Genomic DNA, 15,246 nt, shown 5'->3' with positions numbered 1-15,246 from the left:
ATGGGAACAAATAAAGAACAAATGATTGTCGCCCCCGCGAAGGCGGGGGCGACGGTTATGCTATTCCATCAGCCGCGGCATCAGCTCGACGAAGTTGCAGGGCCGGTGCCGGCTGTCGAGCTGGGTCGCCAAAATGCCCTCCCACGCGTCGGTCACCGCGCCGGTCGAACCGGGGAGCGCGAAGATATAGGTGCCGCGCGCGACCACGGCGCAGGCGCGCGACTGGATCGTCGAGGTGCCGATCGTCTGGTAGCTCAGCCAGCGGAACAGTTCGCCGAAGCCGGGAATATCCTTGCCGTCAAGGCGGTGCAGCGCCTCGGGCGTGACGTCGCGGCCGGTGAGGCCGGTGCCGCCGGTGGTGATCACCACATCGATCTCCGGATCGTCGATCCAGTTGTGGAGGCGCGAGACGATGAGGTCGCTCTCGTCGCGGATGATCGCACGCGCAGCGAGAATGTGGCCGGCGGCGGTCAGCAATTCTTCCAATTTGTCGCCCGACCGGTCGTCGGCCGCGCTGCGGCTGTCCGAAATCGTCAGGATCGCGATGCGGACCGGCTTGAAGGTCAGGCTCTCGTCAATCGGCATTGGCGAGCGCGGCGGGGCCGGCATAAGTCAGCCGGGTGCGGTCCTTGCTGTCGGGAAAACGCGGCCATTTGCCCTGCGCGAGCATCGCGCGGCTGACCGAGGGTTTGCCCTGCTGCGCCTCGTACATCCAGTAGTTGCGGAGCACGATGCCGACATAGCCGCGCGTTTCCCAATAGGGGATCGATTCGATGTAGAGCAAAGGATCGCCCCCATCGCGAATCTCGCTCTGCCAGCGCGCGATCGGCGCGGGGCCGGCGTTATAGGCGGCGATGACCTTGGGCAGCAGCCCGCCCGTCGAACCGTCCTTGCTGAGATATTCGAGATAGCGCTGGCCGAAATCCATGTTGACCGCGGGCGATTTGAGGTCGCCCGGCGCGCGGCCGTCGCCGTTCCAGCGCGCGAGGTCCGACGCGGTGCCCGGACGCACCTGCATCAGCCCCATCGCGCCCGCGGGACTGACCACCGACCGCCGGAAGCGCGATTCCTGCAGCGTATGGGCAAAGACGAGGGCGGGATCGACCCGCCAGCCGCCATTGGGTTCCCATTTGGGCTGCGGATAGCGCGCCGCCGCCGCGAGCTTGCGGCCCTGCGGCGTGTTGTGCGCGAGATAGAGCTGGGTTTCGGGCAGGCTGAGCGCCTGCGCCATGCCGACGAGCTGCGCGTGCTGGTTCGGATTGCCGATGCGCGCCTGATGCTGGAGCAGCTCGCCGGCATAGGCATCCTCGCCGATCTCGGCGAAGGCCATCGCGGCGCGGACATTGGGCAGATCCTCGAGCGCGCGCCAGGCGCTGCGGTCGGGGCGGACATTCTCGCGCTGGCTGCTCGTCTCGACACCGAGCGTCTCGGCGGCGAGCAGGCCGTAGAGCGTCTCCTCGTTCGCGGCGGCGGCGCGCAGGCGCTGCTGCACCGATTGCGGCTGACCCGCAGCGATCGCGGCGCGCGCCGACCAGTAATAGGCAGCGGCGCGCAGTTCGGCATCGGGCGCCTCGCGCGCGACGCGGTCGAAGGCGGCAAGCGAGGCGGCGTAATCGCGCAGGCGCCACGCGGCGAGGCCCTGCACCCAAGCGCCCTGCGTCGCCCAGGCGCCACGGCCCTCGGTGCAGGCCTGCGCGAGGCGGAGCGCATTCGCGTCGTCATTTTCGATATAATAGGACCAGGCGATCTTCTGCCGCCATTCGTCGCGCGCCTCGGGCGCCAGCTTGTCGGCGACGGCCGTGTAGAGTGCCTCGGCGCCCGCGGGATCGTCATTCTTGATTCGCTCGGGGATCGAGCGGGCGAGGCTCGACGCGAAGGGGTCGCTGACGCTGTCGGCGCCGACGCGGCGCGGTGCGGTGCCCGACCAACTCAGGCGGTTCTGATAGGGGAGCGTCGGAATATCGGTCGCGCCGCGCTTCGCCGCGAGCCGGCCGAGCTGTTCGGCCTGCGGCAGTTGCGGCGAACGCGCGAGGATCGGCATGATGTCGGCGACTTCGGCGCGCGGGCTGTTAGCAGCGGTGAGCAGTTCGGCGCGCAGAAAATCGCTGAGCGGGCCATTGTCGTCGCCGAGCAGCGATCTGGCTTCATCCCAGCGCTGGCCGCGGATCGCGGTCAGCACCTGCGCGTAGAGCTGCTTCTGCTTCGACGACAATATGTCGGGCACCGTCTGCGGCGCGGCGAGCAAGTCGGGCGCGCCGGCATCGGCGGCAAGAGCAGGCGATGCGGTCGCGGTCAGCGCGGCGAGCGCGCAGGAAAGAAGTTTCGCGGTCATATTCCTCATCTGTCAACGTCCCCGGTTGAGCAGTTTCAGACTGTCCCAGGCGGCGGCTTTTTGCGCCGGCCGGGCGAGCAGCATGGCGGGATGCGCGACTGCTACGGCGTCCACCTTGCCGCCATTTTGGTTAAGATCGAGTAACCTTCCGCGCGCGTCGGGAAGCGAAAGTTTCGCCGCCATCCGCACGATGTCGCTGCCGATCAGCAGCAGGCGTGCCGGTTTCGCCAGCCGCAGATGATGCCAGAGCAGCCGTTCGAGCTCGGCAGCATCGCGCTCGTCGATACGGCCACCGGGCGGGCGGGTGACGGCGAGGCTCGCGAGATAGCAGTCGGCGCGCGTCCTGCCGATCGCGCGGAGCATCGCGTCGAGCAACTGGCCCGCGGGGCCGGAAAAGAGAACGCCGTCGCGCTGGTCGTCGATCTCGGGCCATGCGGTGAGCAGCATCAGCGGAGCTTCGGCTTGCCCCTCGGGAAGCACGCGGCGCGCGTCCCATTGGCTGCCGGGTACATCGGGATTCGCCGCAAGCCATGCCTGGAAGGCGTCCCACTCATCGGGAAATACGACCGGGCCTCTGGCTTCCGCGGCTTCGGGGGGCTGCTGCCGCTGGAGCGCGGCGGGAAGAACCGGCGCTTCGGGTTCGGCGAGCGGCGACACTTTCGGCCGTGCCGCAACGTCATTCGCCGCGGGCACGTCGAGCCAGCCCGCCGGCACCTCGCCGACGAGCGAATCGACACCGGCCAGCGACCACCAGTCGTGATAGCTCGCTGCCAGCAAGGCTGAATTGCGCCCACCCATGATTTTGTTTCAAACAGGCAGTTGACGGGGCCGTCAATTGGCGGGCATCGCAATTCGTGACAGAATGAGCGCCGGACACGATGAATGATCGGCGCGGGGACGGCAGAAAGGGACTTGCGGTGAGCGAACGGGAATCGATGCCTTATGACGTCGTGATCGTCGGGGCGGGGCCTGCGGGGCTTTCGGCAGCGATCCGGCTGAAGCAGCTGGCGAACGAGGCGGGCAGCGAATTGTCGGTCTGCGTCCTCGAAAAAGGGTCCGAAGTCGGCGCTCATATCCTGTCGGGGGCGGTGATCGATCCGAAATCCCTTGACGAGTTGATTCCCGATTGGCGTGAGCAGGGCTGTCCGCTCGCCGAGGTTGCGGTGAACGACAATCAGCATTGGGTGCTGACGAAGAAGAAGAAGTTCGGCGTGCCGCACTTCATCACGCCCGGCTTCATGCACAACAAGGGCACCTATACGGGCAGTCTCGGCAATCTCTGCCGCTGGCTGGCCGAGCAGGCCGAAGGGTTGGGGGTCGAAATTTTCCCGGGCTTCGCGGCCGCCGAAATCCTCTATAACGAGGATGGCTCAGTGAAGGGCGTCGCGACCGGCGACATGGGCATCGCGCGCGACGGCAGCCACAAGCCCGACTATGCGCCCGGCCTCGAACTCCATGCGAAATATACTTTCTTCGCCGAGGGCGTGCGCGGGCATCTGACCAAGATGCTCAAGCCGCAATTCGCGCTCGACGCCGATTGCGAGCCGCAGGTTTACGGCATCGGCGTCAAGGAACTCTGGGACATCGACCCCGCGAACCATGCGCCGGGCCGCGTTATCCACACGCAGGGCTGGCCGCTGGACGAGAATGCCAATGGTGGCGGATTCCTCTACCATCAGGCGAACGGGCAGGTCGCGCTCGGTTTCGTGACCTGGCTCAACTATCGCAACCCGCACATCTCCCCCTTTCAGGAGATGCAGAAGTGGAAGACCCATCCCGAGATCGCCAAGATTTTGAAGGGCGGCAAGCGCGTCTCCTATGGCGCGCGCGCGATCAGCGACGGCGGCTGGCAGTCGGTGCCGAAGCTGGCGTTCCCCGGCGGCGCGCTGATCGGCGACACCGCGGGCTTCCTCAACGTGCCGCGCATCAAGGGCACGCATACCGCGATGAAGTCGGGGATGATGGCGGCGGAGGCAGCCTTTGCCGCCGTCACCGCGGGGCGCGAGGGAGATGTGCTCACCGCCTATCAGGACGCTTATGACGAAAGCTGGGTGAAGAAGGAACTCGGCGTCGTCCGCAACGTGCTGCCGCTGGTCGAGAAGTTCGGCGACCTTGCCGGCACGATCCTGTCGGGCATGACCATGTGGCTCGAAACGCTGGGCATTCGCGTGCCCTTCACGATGAAGCATCATCCCGACAATACGACGCTCTATCGCGCCGACCAGATGAAGAAGCCCGATTATCCGAAGGCCGACGGCGTGCTGACCTTCGATCGCCTGTCCTCGGTGTTCCTGTCGAACACCAACCATGAGGAGGATCAGCCGGTCCATCTGCAATTGAAGGACCCGTCGATCCCGATCGAATATAATCTGCCGCTTTATGACGAGCCCGCGCAGCGTTATTGCCCCGCTGGCGTTTATGAGGTGGTCGGTGAGGACGAGGGCAATCCCCGTTTCGTCATCAACGCGCAGAATTGCGTCCACTGCAAGACCTGCGACATCAAGGACCCGACCCAGAACATCAACTGGGTCACTCCCGAAGGCGGCGGAGGCCCCAATTACCCCAATATGTAAGCTCGCGAGCCTGTTGCTGATTGTCGGCACGTTTGCTGGTGGCTCTGCGCAGGCGGCACCCGTCGACAATGGGGCTGCACTCAACGCATTGGCGCAGGCGCGGCTTGCCGAGGATGCGGGCGATCCGGCGGCGGCGCTCTCGGCGCTGACGCGGGTCGCGAGCGAGGCGCCCGATCTGCCGGGACTGCGCGGCCGGATGCTCGAACAGGCGATCGACGCGGGTGATCTTGCGGCGGCGCGTGGAGCCGCGCTGAAATTATGGCAGGCGGGCGAACGGCGTTTCGATGCGCAGCTGGTGCTCGCCGTCGATGCGATGCGGCGTTCGGACTGGCGTGCGGCGCGCGACACTATCGGCGGGCAGGGGGACAAGACGGGCGGCGATGCGATCGCCAAGCTGATCCAGCCCGCTTTCAACAGCTGGATCGACGTCGGCGCGCGGGGAAAGACGCCCGAGCAGCCTTTGCTGGACGCGGCGGGGAAGGGACGTCCCGAACCCGTGCTCGCGTTCGAGGCGGCGCTTGTCCAGCTTGCCGCGAAGCGCCCCGCCGACGCGGCCGCATTGGCGGGCCGGACCGCGCCCACCGATCGCACGAGCCAGCTGGTCGCGCTGCGCCTTGCCGCGACGCTTGAGGCGGCGGGCGAGGTCGAGGCGGCACGGGCGCTGCGCGAGCGGATCGCGATGGCGGCGGGCGGGCGCGAGGACCCGATGCTGTTGCTCCCCGATCAGCCGGTCACCACCTCGCGCGGCGGCATGGCGCAATGGCTCGCCATGCTGGGCGACGGCTTCGCGCGGATGCCGAACGGCAGCCCGAAACTGTCGATGCTTTTTGCGCGCGCCGCCTGGTGGCTCGACGATCGCGACTGGACCGTGCGTTCGGCGCTTGTCGAGGCGCTCGATCGCAGCGATCGGGGTGCCGAGGCCGCGGCCTTGCTGGCGGGAGGCCGCACCGCGCTGCCGCCGGTGCTGGAAATGCGCCGCGCCGAGTTGATGGCCGATGCCGGCGATCTTGCGGGTGCGGCGGCGCTTGCCGAGAAGGCGGCGCGTGCCACGCCGTCGGCGCGCTCCATGCTCGTCCGTTTTGCCGACATCGCGCGCCGCGCGGACGATCGGGACGCGGCCGAACGCGCCTATGCGGCGATCGAGGCCACGCTCGGCGACGAGGCCGAGGATCGGGCGCTGCACGGGACGCTGCTGATCGCGCGCGCCGAATTGCGGTTGCAGGCCGACGACTGGGACGGCGCGTCGGCGCTCATCGAAAGGGCGCTTGCGCTGCGCCCGGCCGATCCGACGATCCTCAATTTCGCCGGCTATTCGGCGCTCGAGCGGCGCAAGAATGTCGGGCAGTCGCTGAAGCAGATCGAGACGGCGTGGAATGCCGAGCCGCAGAATGCGGCGATCACCGATTCGCTCGGCTGGGCCTATTTCCTGACCGGCCGTACCGCGGAGGCGGTGCCGCTGCTCGAACAGGCGCAGGCGAGCGAGCCCGGCAATGCGGTGATCGTCGAACATCTGGGCGATGCCTATTGGAAGGCGGGGCGGAAGTTTCAGGCGCGCTATACCTGGCGCGCGGCAGCGCTGCTGGCTGAGGATGACATGGCGGTGCGGCTCGATGCGAAGCTGCGCGACGGGCTGACATCGGCGACGACGGCGCCGTGATGGCGATGTTCGGCGAAACCGGTTGGGCGAAGATCAACCTGGCGCTGCACATCCGGTCGCGGCGCGCCGACGGCTATCACGAGATCGAGACCTTATTCGCCTTCGTCGATGCCGGCGATACAATAGCTGCCGAGGTGGCCGATGCCGACCGGCTGATTCTCGATGGCGAATTTGCCGGGGGATTGACGAGCGGCGCCGACAATCTGGTGCGGCGCGTTCTGACGCTGATGCGCGAGCGGAGTGGCGCGGACCGCGTGCCGCCGCTTGCGATCGGACTGACCAAGGCGCTGCCGGTCGCTGCCGGAATCGGCGGCGGATCGGCCGATGCCGCGGCGATGGCCCGGCTGATACGGCGGCATTTCCTGCCCGAGATCGGCGATGCGCCGCTCGCGCGGCTGGTCGCGCCGCTCGGCGCAGACATCGCGGCCTGCGTTGCCAGCGCGACCTGCCTCGGCACCGGGGTCGGCGAACAGTTGAGCGCGGCGCCCGAGCTCGCGCTGGCGGGAACGCCGGTGCTGCTCGTCAACCCGCGCCAGCCGGTCGCGACCGGGCCGGTGTTCGCGGCGTGGGACGGCGTCGATCGCGGGCCGCTATTCACCGGCGCCGATCTTCGCGCACAGCTTTTCGCCTCGCGCAACGATTTGCAGCGACCGGCGATCGCGCAGTGTCCGGCGATCGTCGACGTGCTGACCGAGCTTGGCGCGTTGAAGCCCTGGCTGGCGCGCATGTCGGGGTCGGGGGCGACCTGTTTCGCGCTGTTCGATGCGCCAGCCGAACGCGATGCCGCCGCGGCGCGGCTCGCGGCGAGCCATCCGCACTGGTGGCAGATGGCGGGAGCGCTGCGATGAGCGAGGCGTGGCGCCAGCTCGGAACGCCGCGTGCCGGCGGCGTCCTGCTGATCGGCGATCATGCGTCGGCTCATGTTCCGGGCGACATCGATCTTGGCATCGATCCCGCGCTGCTCCGCGAGCATATCGCGATCGACCTTGGCGTCGCCGAAGTCGCGGCGCTGCTGGTCGACGGGGGCGCCGTCGATGCGGCGATCCTCGGCGGGGTGTCGCGGCTTGTCGTCGACTGCAACCGTGACGAGGATGCGCCGGGTGCGGTGCCGGTTGCGAGCGACGGCCATGCGATCCCCGGCAACGCGCTCGATCATGCAGGACGTGAAGCGCGAATGGCGCGCTTCTTCCGTCCCTATCATGGCCATATCGCGGCGACGATCGCGGCGCATCGCCCGGCGATGATCCTGTCGTTGCACAGTTTCACGCCGTCGCTTGCAAGCGACCCGGGGCAGGCGCGGCCATGGCATGTCGGTGTGCTGTACAACGAAGACGAGCGGCTCGCGGCGCCTGCGATTGCCGCGTTGGCGGAGGAAGGTCTTACCGTCGGCGACCAGCTTCCCTATTCGGGCAAGCTGCTCAACGCGACGATGAACCGCCATGCCGAGGCGAACGACATTGCCTATGTGGGGATCGAGATGCGGCAGGATCTGGTAGGTGACACGACCGGGCAGGCGCGATTTGCCGGCTATCTTTCTCGCATGTGCAGCAAAGTTGCATTGAATCTTGCCTGATAGGCGTGTAGACGCACGTTTCTTCGCTTATTTTTGAAATAAAATTATCAGGATTGCGCAAAATGCCTTCTTATCGTTCTCGCACCACCACCCACGGCCGCAATATGGCGGGCGCGCGCGGACTTTGGCGCGCGACGGGAATGAAGGACGAGGATTTCGGCAAACCGATCGTCGCGGTGGTCAACAGCTTCACCCAGTTCGTGCCCGGACATGTTCACTTGAAGGACCTCGGCCAGATGGTCGCGCGCGAGATCGAGGCGGCGGGGGGCGTCGCCAAGGAATTCAACACGATCGCGGTCGATGACGGCATCGCGATGGGGCATGACGGCATGCTCTATTCGCTGCCGAGCCGCGACCTGATCGCCGACAGCGTCGAATATATGGTCAACGCGCATTGCGCCGACGCGATGGTGTGCATTTCCAACTGCGACAAGATCACGCCGGGCATGCTGATGGCGGCGCTGCGGATCAACATTCCGGTGGTGTTCGTTTCGGGCGGGCCGATGGAGGCCGGCAAGGTCATATTGAAGGGCAAGGAGGTCGCGCTCGACCTCGTGGACGCGATGGTCGCCGCCGCCGACGAGAAATATAGCGACGAGGAGGTCGCGGCGGTCGAGCGTTCGGCATGCCCGACGTGCGGGTCGTGCTCGGGCATGTTCACGGCGAACTCGATGAACTGCCTGACCGAAGCGCTGGGGCTGTCGCTGCCGGGCAATGGTTCGACGCTCGCGACCCACGCCGACCGCAAGGCGCTGTTCCTGCGCGCGGGGCGGATGATCGTCGAGATGTGCCGCCGCCATTATGAGGAAGGCGACGACCGGGTTCTGCCGCGCACGATCGCGAGCTTCGAGGCGTTCGAGAATGCGATGAGCCTCGACATCGCGATGGGGGGGTCGACCAACACGGTGCTGCATCTGCTCGCCGCCGCGCACGAGGCGGGGGTCGATTTCACCATGACCGACATCGACCGGCTGTCGCGCCGCGTGCCGTGCCTGTCGAAGGTCGCGCCGGCGAAGAACGACGTGCACATGGAGGACGTTCACCGTGCCGGCGGGATCATGGCGATCCTTGGCCAGCTCGAGCGCGCGGGGCTGCTCCATGCGCATCTGCCGACCGTCCACAGCGCGACGCTGGGCGATGCGCTGAACAAATGGGATATTTCGCGCACCAACGATCCCGACGTGCAGACCTTCTTCATGGCGGCGCCGGGCGGCGTGCCGACGCAGACCGCGTTCAGTCAGGATCGGCGCTGGGACTCGCTCGACCTCGACCGCGAGGCCGGGGTGATCCGCTCGGCCGAGCATGCGTTCAGCAAGGATGGCGGGCTCGCGGTGCTGTCGGGCAATATCGCGCTCGACGGCTGTATCGTGAAGACCGCCGGGGTCGACGAATCGATCCTCAAATTTGCCGGGCCGGCCAAGGTTTATGAAAGCCAGGACGCCGCGGTCGCGGGTATCCTCACCGGACAGGTCGAGGCGGGCGACGTCGTCGTCATCCGCTACGAAGGACCGAAGGGCGGACCGGGGATGCAGGAAATGCTTTATCCGACGAGCTATCTCAAGTCGAAGGGGCTCGGCGCCGCGTGCGCGCTGATCACCGACGGACGTTTTTCGGGCGGCACCTCTGGCCTGTCGATCGGCCATGTTTCGCCCGAGGCCGCCGAAGGCGGGGCGATCGGGCTGGTCGAGAACGGCGACCTGATCGAGATCGACATTCCCGCGCGCAGTATCAAGCTCGTCCTGCCCGAAGGCGAACTCGCGGAACGGCGCGCGGCGATGGAAGCGAAGGGCGCGGAGGCGTGGCAACCGGCAAAAGCGCGCCCGCGCAAGGTTTCGGTGGCGCTCCAGGCCTATGCCGCGATGACGACAAGCGCGGCGCGCGGCGCAGTGCGCGACCTGTCGCAGTTGAAAGGCAAGAGATGACCTATCGGGGGGGCGCGGCTCTGGTTTTGCTGCTTTTGGCGGGCTGCGACGGCCGCCCCGACAATGGTGCGCTGGCGGAGGCCGAGGCGCGCGGATCGAAGGAAGCGGCGGATAATGGCCGGATCGACTGCGCGCTCGAAGGCGCCAAGGTGTTCGATCGCGACTGCACGGTGACCGAGATGAACAGTGCCGACGGCACGGTGCTGGTCGTCGGGAAGTCCGATGTCGGATACAGGCGCCTGCAGATCACGAGCGACGGGCGCGGCGTGGTATCGGCCGACGGTTCGGAGCCCGCGAAGGTGACGATCGTCGACGACGGGATGATCGAGGTCGCGGTGGGCGCCGACCGCTATCGGCTGCCGGCGAATACGGGCGGGGCGAAATAGGGCCTTTGCCGACGCCAGATCCGTTCGTGCTGAGCTTGTCGAAGCGCTGTCCTTTCCTTTTCCGCAAAGGAAAGAACGGCCCTTCGACAAGCTCAGGGCAAATGGTTCAATTGAGGCTGGTTATCCTATAGGTTGCGACCATGCCCGTTCCACCTGACGCCCCGATCCTGACCAGCGATGCGATGCGCGCCGCCGAGGCCGCATGCGCCGCGGCAGGTACGTCGCTGTCCGAGCTGATGGAACGGGCGGGCGCGGCGGTGGCCGATACGGCCTGGCGCATGGCCGCTGGCGCGCCGGTGCTGATCCTCTGTGGACCCGGCAACAATGGCGGCGATGGCTATGTTGCGGCGCGGCTGCTGCGCGAGCGTGGGGCGGCGGTTCGTGTCGCTACGCTCGCGCCGCCTTCGACCGATCTGGCGAAAGCTGCCAGAGAAGCATGGGGCGGAGACATTGAGGCAATCGAGGATGACCTGATGCCCGCGCCGGTGGTGATCGATGCGCTGTTCGGGGTCGGCCTGACGCGTCCGCTCGGCGACGATCTGGCGCGGCGCCTGCGTGGCTTGACCGGCAAGCGTATTCTCGCCGTCGATGTGCCGAGCGGCGTCGATGCGGACGGCGTTCATGGCCGGGAGCCACCACTTCCGGCGAACGTCACGGTTGCGCTTGGCGCGCTCAAACCCGCGCATGTACTGCTTCCTTCGGCTGGGCATTGCGGCACGACCCTGCTCGCACCGATCGGGATCGACGCGGATCGGGCGATGCGGACGCTGTCGAGACGGGCGGCGCGGTCGCCCGATGCGACCTCGCACAAATATAATCGCGGGATGATGCTCGTGAAGGCGGGGCCGATGGCTGGGGCAGCAGGCCTTGCCGCGGCGGCGGGGCTGCGCGCGGGAGCGGGCTACGTCGTGCTGAGCGGCGCTGGCGGTGAGCTCTTTTCGGCGATCATCGCCGAGGATGAGGCGAATTATGCCGAGCGGCTCCGCGACAAGCGGCTCGGCGCGGTTGTCATCGGGCCGGGCTATCCGGCGAGCGAAGCCCTGGATCGCGATGTCGCGGCGGCGCTCGATGCGGGCAGGCCGCTCGTGCTCGACGCGGCGGCGATCGAGGCGGCGCTGCCGCGCCTGCGGCGGGGAGGCGTCGCGGCGATCCTGACCCCGCACGAAGGCGAATTCGCGCGCGCCTTTCCCGACCTTGCGGGCAGCAAGATCGATCGCGCGCGGGCGGCCGCGAAAATTGCGGGCGCGGTTATGGTCTACAAGGGCGCCGATACCATCGTCGCCGCGCCCGATGGCCGCGTCGTCGCGGCATGGCCGGGAAGCCCCTGGCTCGCGACAGCCGGAACGGGCGATGTCCTTGCGGGCGCGTGCGGGGCAATGCTGGCGCACGGCGGTGATGCGTTCGACGCGGCGGTGGCAGCGGTGGGCTGGCATATCGCGCAGGCGCGCCGTATAGGCCCCGGCCTTGTTGCCGACGATCTGATAAGGGACTGACATGAGCGAAGCCGCGCTGATCGAGCGCATTGCCGCGCGGGGCGACGGCGTGACCGCCGACGGACGCCATGTCGCGGGCGGCGTGCCGGGCGATCGTCTCGCTGCCGACGGGACGCTGATGCCGGGACCGAACCGGGCGGAGCCCGTGTGCCGCCATTTCGGCAAATGCGGCGGGTGCCAGCTCCAGCATGTCGCCGAAGCTGCACTTGCCGATTTCGTGCGCGACCGCGTCGTCGGCGCGCTGGAGGGGCAGCAGGTCGCGGCGGGCGAAGTCCTGCCCGCGTTGTTGTCGCCGCCCGCGAGCCGTCGCCGCGCGGCGTTGACCGCGCTCAAGATCGGCAAGCAGGTCGCGCTCGGCTTCAATGCGGCGCAGAGCAATCAGGTCGTCGATATGCGGATGTGTCCGCTGCTGGTGCCCGAGCTGTTTGCGCTCGTCGCTCCGATCCGCAGCCTGCTCGCCACGATTGCGCCGCAGCGGCGCCCGGTGAAGGTCAAGCTGCAGATGCTCGATCAGGGCGCGGAGGTGGTGCTGGAAGGCGTCAGGGCCGAGGGGCTCGACGCGGCGATGGCGCTGCAGGATTTTGCCGCCGAGCATCGGCTGGCACGGCTCGCGATCGATCAGGGCGACGGGCTGGAGACGCTGTGGCAGCCGGAGCCGCCGACGGTGCATTTCGGCAAGATCGGCGTCGAGGTGCCGCCCTTCGCCTTTCTGCAAGCCACCGCGACGGGGCAGGCGGCGCTGGTCGAGTCGGTGCGGAGTGCGATCGGCGAGGCCGGTGCGGTCGCCGACCTGTTCGCGGGTGTCGGCACCTTCGCGCTGTCGGTTGCGGAAGGGCGCAAAGTCTACGCCGCCGAGGGCGCGCGCGATGCGATTGCGGCCTTGACGGGGGCGGCGAACCGCGCGCGGGCGCTCGTCGCGACCGAGCATCGCGATTTGTTCCGCCGGCCGCTTGTTCCCGCCGAACTCGACCGCTTCGGCGCAGTGATCCTCGATCCGCCGCGCGCCGGAGCCGAGGAGCAGGTCAAGCAGCTCGCCGCATCGGCGGTGCCCGTGATCGCTTATGTCAGCTGCAACCCCGCGAGCTTCGCGCGCGATGCGAAGCTGCTTGTCGCGGGCGGCTATGCGCTCGACCGGGTGCAGCCGGTCGGCCAGTTCCGCTGGTCGACCCATGTGGAACTGGCCGCACGGTTCAGTCGCTGAAAGCTCAGTGCAGCACGAAGCCCATGAAGGCGTGCAGGCAGAGCGCGATCAGCGCAAGGCTGGCCAGCGCGAAGATCGCGAAGCGCCACAAGACGCGGTTCACCGTCGCCTGAACGAGGCTGTGCAGAATGCGCAGGCCGACATAGGCCCAGGCGATCTTCGCATTGAGTCCGCCGCCAAGGCCGCCGACCGCGAGCGCCAGCGCGACGGCGTAGAAGACCGTCGGCTGCTCCATCAGATGATTATAGTTGTGCGCTTTCCACTGGACCTCGGCTGGCAGCACCTCGTCGAGGCCGCGGCCCGTCGTGCCGACGAGATTCTTCGCGTCGATCTTGGCGCGGCTCATTGCCGGGATGCGCGTCGCGTACATCCAGACCCACATGACCATCGACCAGAGCGCGAGCGTCGCGACCGGTCCCAATATGGCATTCGTTTCCATCCTTCTTTCCCCCTCAGCCCAGTGTTGCGATCACGGCCAGCACCGCCAGCACGAACAGGCAGAGCGTCGATAGCAGGAACAGGGTGAAGCGCACCGGGATGCGGTTCACCGTCGATTGCCAGAGGCTGTGGACGATGCGGATCGCGACATAGGCCCAGGCGAGCCCGCGCGTCAGGCCGGTGTTGCCACCCGACAGGTGCAGGAAGATGATCGTCGCATAGAAGATGGTCGGCTGTTCGAGCAGATGGGTATAATTGTGCGACTTCCAGTTGACCTGGGGCGGGAGCACGCCCTCCAGATCGGCGCCGCGGCCGCCCGGCGGTGCGGTCTTGAGATCGACCCCCATTTTCTTGAGCGCCGGCAGGCGCGTCGCGGCGACCCAGCCGGCCATCACGAGCGTCCACAGCACGAGCACCGCGCCGGGTGCGAGCAGGCTTTGCGACATATGTTCCCCCTTTTGTCCGTGCGCGCGATGCTAGGCCGCACGCGCCATTATGCAACGGGCGATGTTCATCCCTTGCCGTGCGCGAGTTCGGCGCGGATCGCGGCGCCGTCGCCGTCGATTCTGGGCGCGAAGCCGAGTTCGCGCGCGGGGGCCGCGCCATATTTCACCGGCGGTTGCATCTCGTAGAAGCCGCCGACGTCGGGATGTTCGCGGCGGCGGAAGAATCCGGTGGCGGCGAGATGCGGGTCTTCCCGGACATCTTGAAGGTCGCGTGCTGCCTTCGCAGGAATATCGTTGGCGGCGAAGAGTTCGAGCCATTCGGCGTTGGTTTTTGCCGGCGTCTTGCGCGCGATCTCTGCATAGACGAGCGGCATCTGCTGGCCTTTCGCTTTCGCCGCCTCGAACTCGGGCGAAGCGAGAAAAGCCTCGCTGCCGATGAGGCCCATCAGCCGCGCCGTCGATTCGGGGGTGTAGGGAACGATAGCGAGATAGCCGTCGGCAGTCGGGAAGGGCTGTCGTTCGGGGTCGAGTTGGCGCGGATAGCCCGCGGGCCCGATCGCGGGGTCGAGCGTATCGTCGCGCAAATGCTCGGTCAGCATGAACGCCGTGAAGCATTCGAACATCGGCACCTCTACCGCCTGACCCTCGCCGGTGCGCAATTTATGGACGAGCGCGGCGAGAATCGCCTGCGCGCCGAAATGGCCGGCGAGCTTGTCGGCGATCAGCGACGGTATGTAGCGCGGCCGCGGATTGCCGTCGGCGCGGGGCAAGAGGCTCGTCGTGCCGCTCGCGGCCTGGATGACGTCGTCATAGGCCTGAAGGTCGGCATAGGGACCGTCCTGCCCGAAGCCGGTGCCGTGGACATAGATGATGTCCGGCTTGAGCGCCTTGCAGCTCGCATAATCGAAGCCGAGCCGCTCGATCGCCTTGCCGCGGATATTGTGGAAGAAGACGTCGGCGCCCGCGACCAGATCGCGGAGCACGGCAGCATCCTCCGGCTTCTTGAGGTCGAGCGCGATCGAGCGCTTGCCGCGGTTCACGGTCAGATGGATCGACCCCATCGTCGGATCGGGAACCCCGCTGCCGAGATAGCGCGAGACGTCGCCGAGTCCCGGGGCTTCGACCTTGATCACCTCGGCGCCGAGGTCGGCGAGCATCTGCGTCGCATAGGGGCCGAAGATGACGGTCGTAAGATCGACGATACGGATGCCGGAGAGCATGATGC

The 15,246-nt window shown here is 67.4% G+C and carries 14 protein-coding genes; 8 read left to right on the top strand and 6 right to left on the bottom strand.

Going from position 1 to position 15,246, the window contains the following annotated elements:
* Nucleotides 1-60: 60 nt before the first annotated feature.
* Genes moaB through ACE3SL_RS00640 form a run of 3 tightly spaced genes read right to left on the bottom strand, consistent with a single transcriptional unit; the run spans nt 61 to nt 3,130 of the window.
* The gene (gene moaB, locus ACE3SL_RS00650) at nt 61-585 is read right to left on the bottom strand and encodes a molybdenum cofactor biosynthesis protein B (RefSeq protein WP_374523832.1); all 525 of its coding nucleotides are present in this window, start codon (nt 583-585) and stop codon (nt 61-63) included.
* Nucleotides 575-2,332: a transglycosylase SLT domain-containing protein gene (locus ACE3SL_RS00645; RefSeq protein WP_374523831.1), complete on the bottom strand. Its 1,758-nt coding sequence runs from the start codon at nt 2,330-2,332 to the stop codon at nt 575-577. The genes moaB and ACE3SL_RS00645 overlap by 11 nt, the downstream gene beginning before the upstream one ends.
* A gap of 12 nt (nt 2,333-2,344) precedes the next feature.
* On the bottom strand, nt 2,345-3,130 hold the full coding sequence (locus ACE3SL_RS00640; RefSeq protein WP_374523830.1) for a uracil-DNA glycosylase family protein: 786 nt from the start codon (nt 3,128-3,130) through the stop codon (nt 2,345-2,347).
* Between the two features lie 119 nt (nt 3,131-3,249).
* On the opposite strand from ACE3SL_RS00640, the gene ACE3SL_RS00635 reads away from it, so the two are divergent.
* The 8 genes from ACE3SL_RS00635 (at nt 3,250) to ACE3SL_RS00600 (ending at nt 13,137) form a co-directional block, all read left to right on the top strand.
* Nucleotides 3,250-4,905, top strand: coding sequence for an electron transfer flavoprotein-ubiquinone oxidoreductase (locus ACE3SL_RS00635; protein ID WP_374523829.1), 1,656 nt, complete (start codon nt 3,250-3,252; stop codon nt 4,903-4,905).
* A gap of 13 nt (nt 4,906-4,918) precedes the next feature.
* Nucleotides 4,919-6,562 (top strand): tetratricopeptide repeat protein, encoded by a 1,644-nt coding sequence (locus tag ACE3SL_RS00630; protein WP_374523828.1) that lies wholly within the window; start codon nt 4,919-4,921, stop codon nt 6,560-6,562.
* Nucleotides 6,562-7,410, top strand: coding sequence for a 4-(cytidine 5'-diphospho)-2-C-methyl-D-erythritol kinase (locus tag ACE3SL_RS00625; RefSeq protein WP_374523827.1), 849 nt, complete (start codon nt 6,562-6,564; stop codon nt 7,408-7,410). The genes ACE3SL_RS00630 and ACE3SL_RS00625 overlap by 1 nt, the downstream gene beginning before the upstream one ends.
* Nucleotides 7,407-8,135, top strand: coding sequence for an N-formylglutamate amidohydrolase (locus tag ACE3SL_RS00620; protein WP_374523826.1), 729 nt, complete (start codon nt 7,407-7,409; stop codon nt 8,133-8,135). Before ACE3SL_RS00625 ends, ACE3SL_RS00620 begins: the two co-directional genes overlap by 4 nt.
* Nucleotides 8,136-8,197: 62 nt before the next feature.
* Complete coding sequence (gene ilvD / locus ACE3SL_RS00615; protein WP_374523825.1) at nt 8,198-10,057, top strand: dihydroxy-acid dehydratase; 1,860 nt, start codon at nt 8,198-8,200, stop codon at nt 10,055-10,057.
* Nucleotides 10,054-10,443, top strand: a complete 390-nt coding sequence (locus ACE3SL_RS00610) for a hypothetical protein (protein WP_374523824.1) — start codon at nt 10,054-10,056, stop codon at nt 10,441-10,443. The genes ilvD and ACE3SL_RS00610 overlap by 4 nt, the downstream gene beginning before the upstream one ends.
* A 140-nt stretch (nt 10,444-10,583) precedes the next feature.
* Complete coding sequence (locus tag ACE3SL_RS00605; RefSeq protein WP_374523823.1) at nt 10,584-11,936, top strand: NAD(P)H-hydrate epimerase; 1,353 nt, start codon at nt 10,584-10,586, stop codon at nt 11,934-11,936.
* A gap of 1 nt (nt 11,937) precedes the next feature.
* Nucleotides 11,938-13,137 carry a class I SAM-dependent RNA methyltransferase gene (locus ACE3SL_RS00600; protein ID WP_374523822.1) on the top strand — a complete coding sequence of 400 codons (1,200 nt, stop codon included), beginning with the start codon at nt 11,938-11,940 and terminating at the stop codon, nt 13,135-13,137.
* A gap of 4 nt (nt 13,138-13,141) precedes the next feature.
* Here the strand turns inward: ACE3SL_RS00600 and ACE3SL_RS00595 are convergent, their stop codons facing one another.
* The 3 genes from ACE3SL_RS00595 to ACE3SL_RS00585 all read right to left on the bottom strand — a co-directional run bounded on the left by ACE3SL_RS00595 (nt 13,142) and on the right by ACE3SL_RS00585 (nt 15,241).
* Nucleotides 13,142-13,576, bottom strand: a complete 435-nt coding sequence (locus tag ACE3SL_RS00595; RefSeq protein ID WP_374523821.1) for an MAPEG family protein — start codon at nt 13,574-13,576, stop codon at nt 13,142-13,144.
* A gap of 13 nt (nt 13,577-13,589) precedes the next feature.
* Nucleotides 13,590-14,021 (bottom strand): MAPEG family protein, encoded by a 432-nt coding sequence (locus ACE3SL_RS00590; RefSeq protein WP_374523820.1) that lies wholly within the window; start codon nt 14,019-14,021, stop codon nt 13,590-13,592.
* Nucleotides 14,022-14,086: 65 nt separating this feature from the next.
* A complete protein-coding gene (locus tag ACE3SL_RS00585; protein WP_374523819.1) occupies nt 14,087-15,241 on the bottom strand; it encodes a CaiB/BaiF CoA transferase family protein in 1,155 nt (384 codons plus the stop codon).
* Between the last annotated feature and the right edge of the window lie 5 nt (nt 15,242-15,246).

This window comes from Sphingopyxis sp. (assembly GCF_041916015.1).
GTDB lineage: Bacteria > Pseudomonadota > Alphaproteobacteria > Sphingomonadales > Sphingomonadaceae > Sphingopyxis.
The sequence above is the reverse complement of the archived record's forward strand: the minus strand, read 5'-3'. Positions and strand labels throughout refer to the sequence as shown.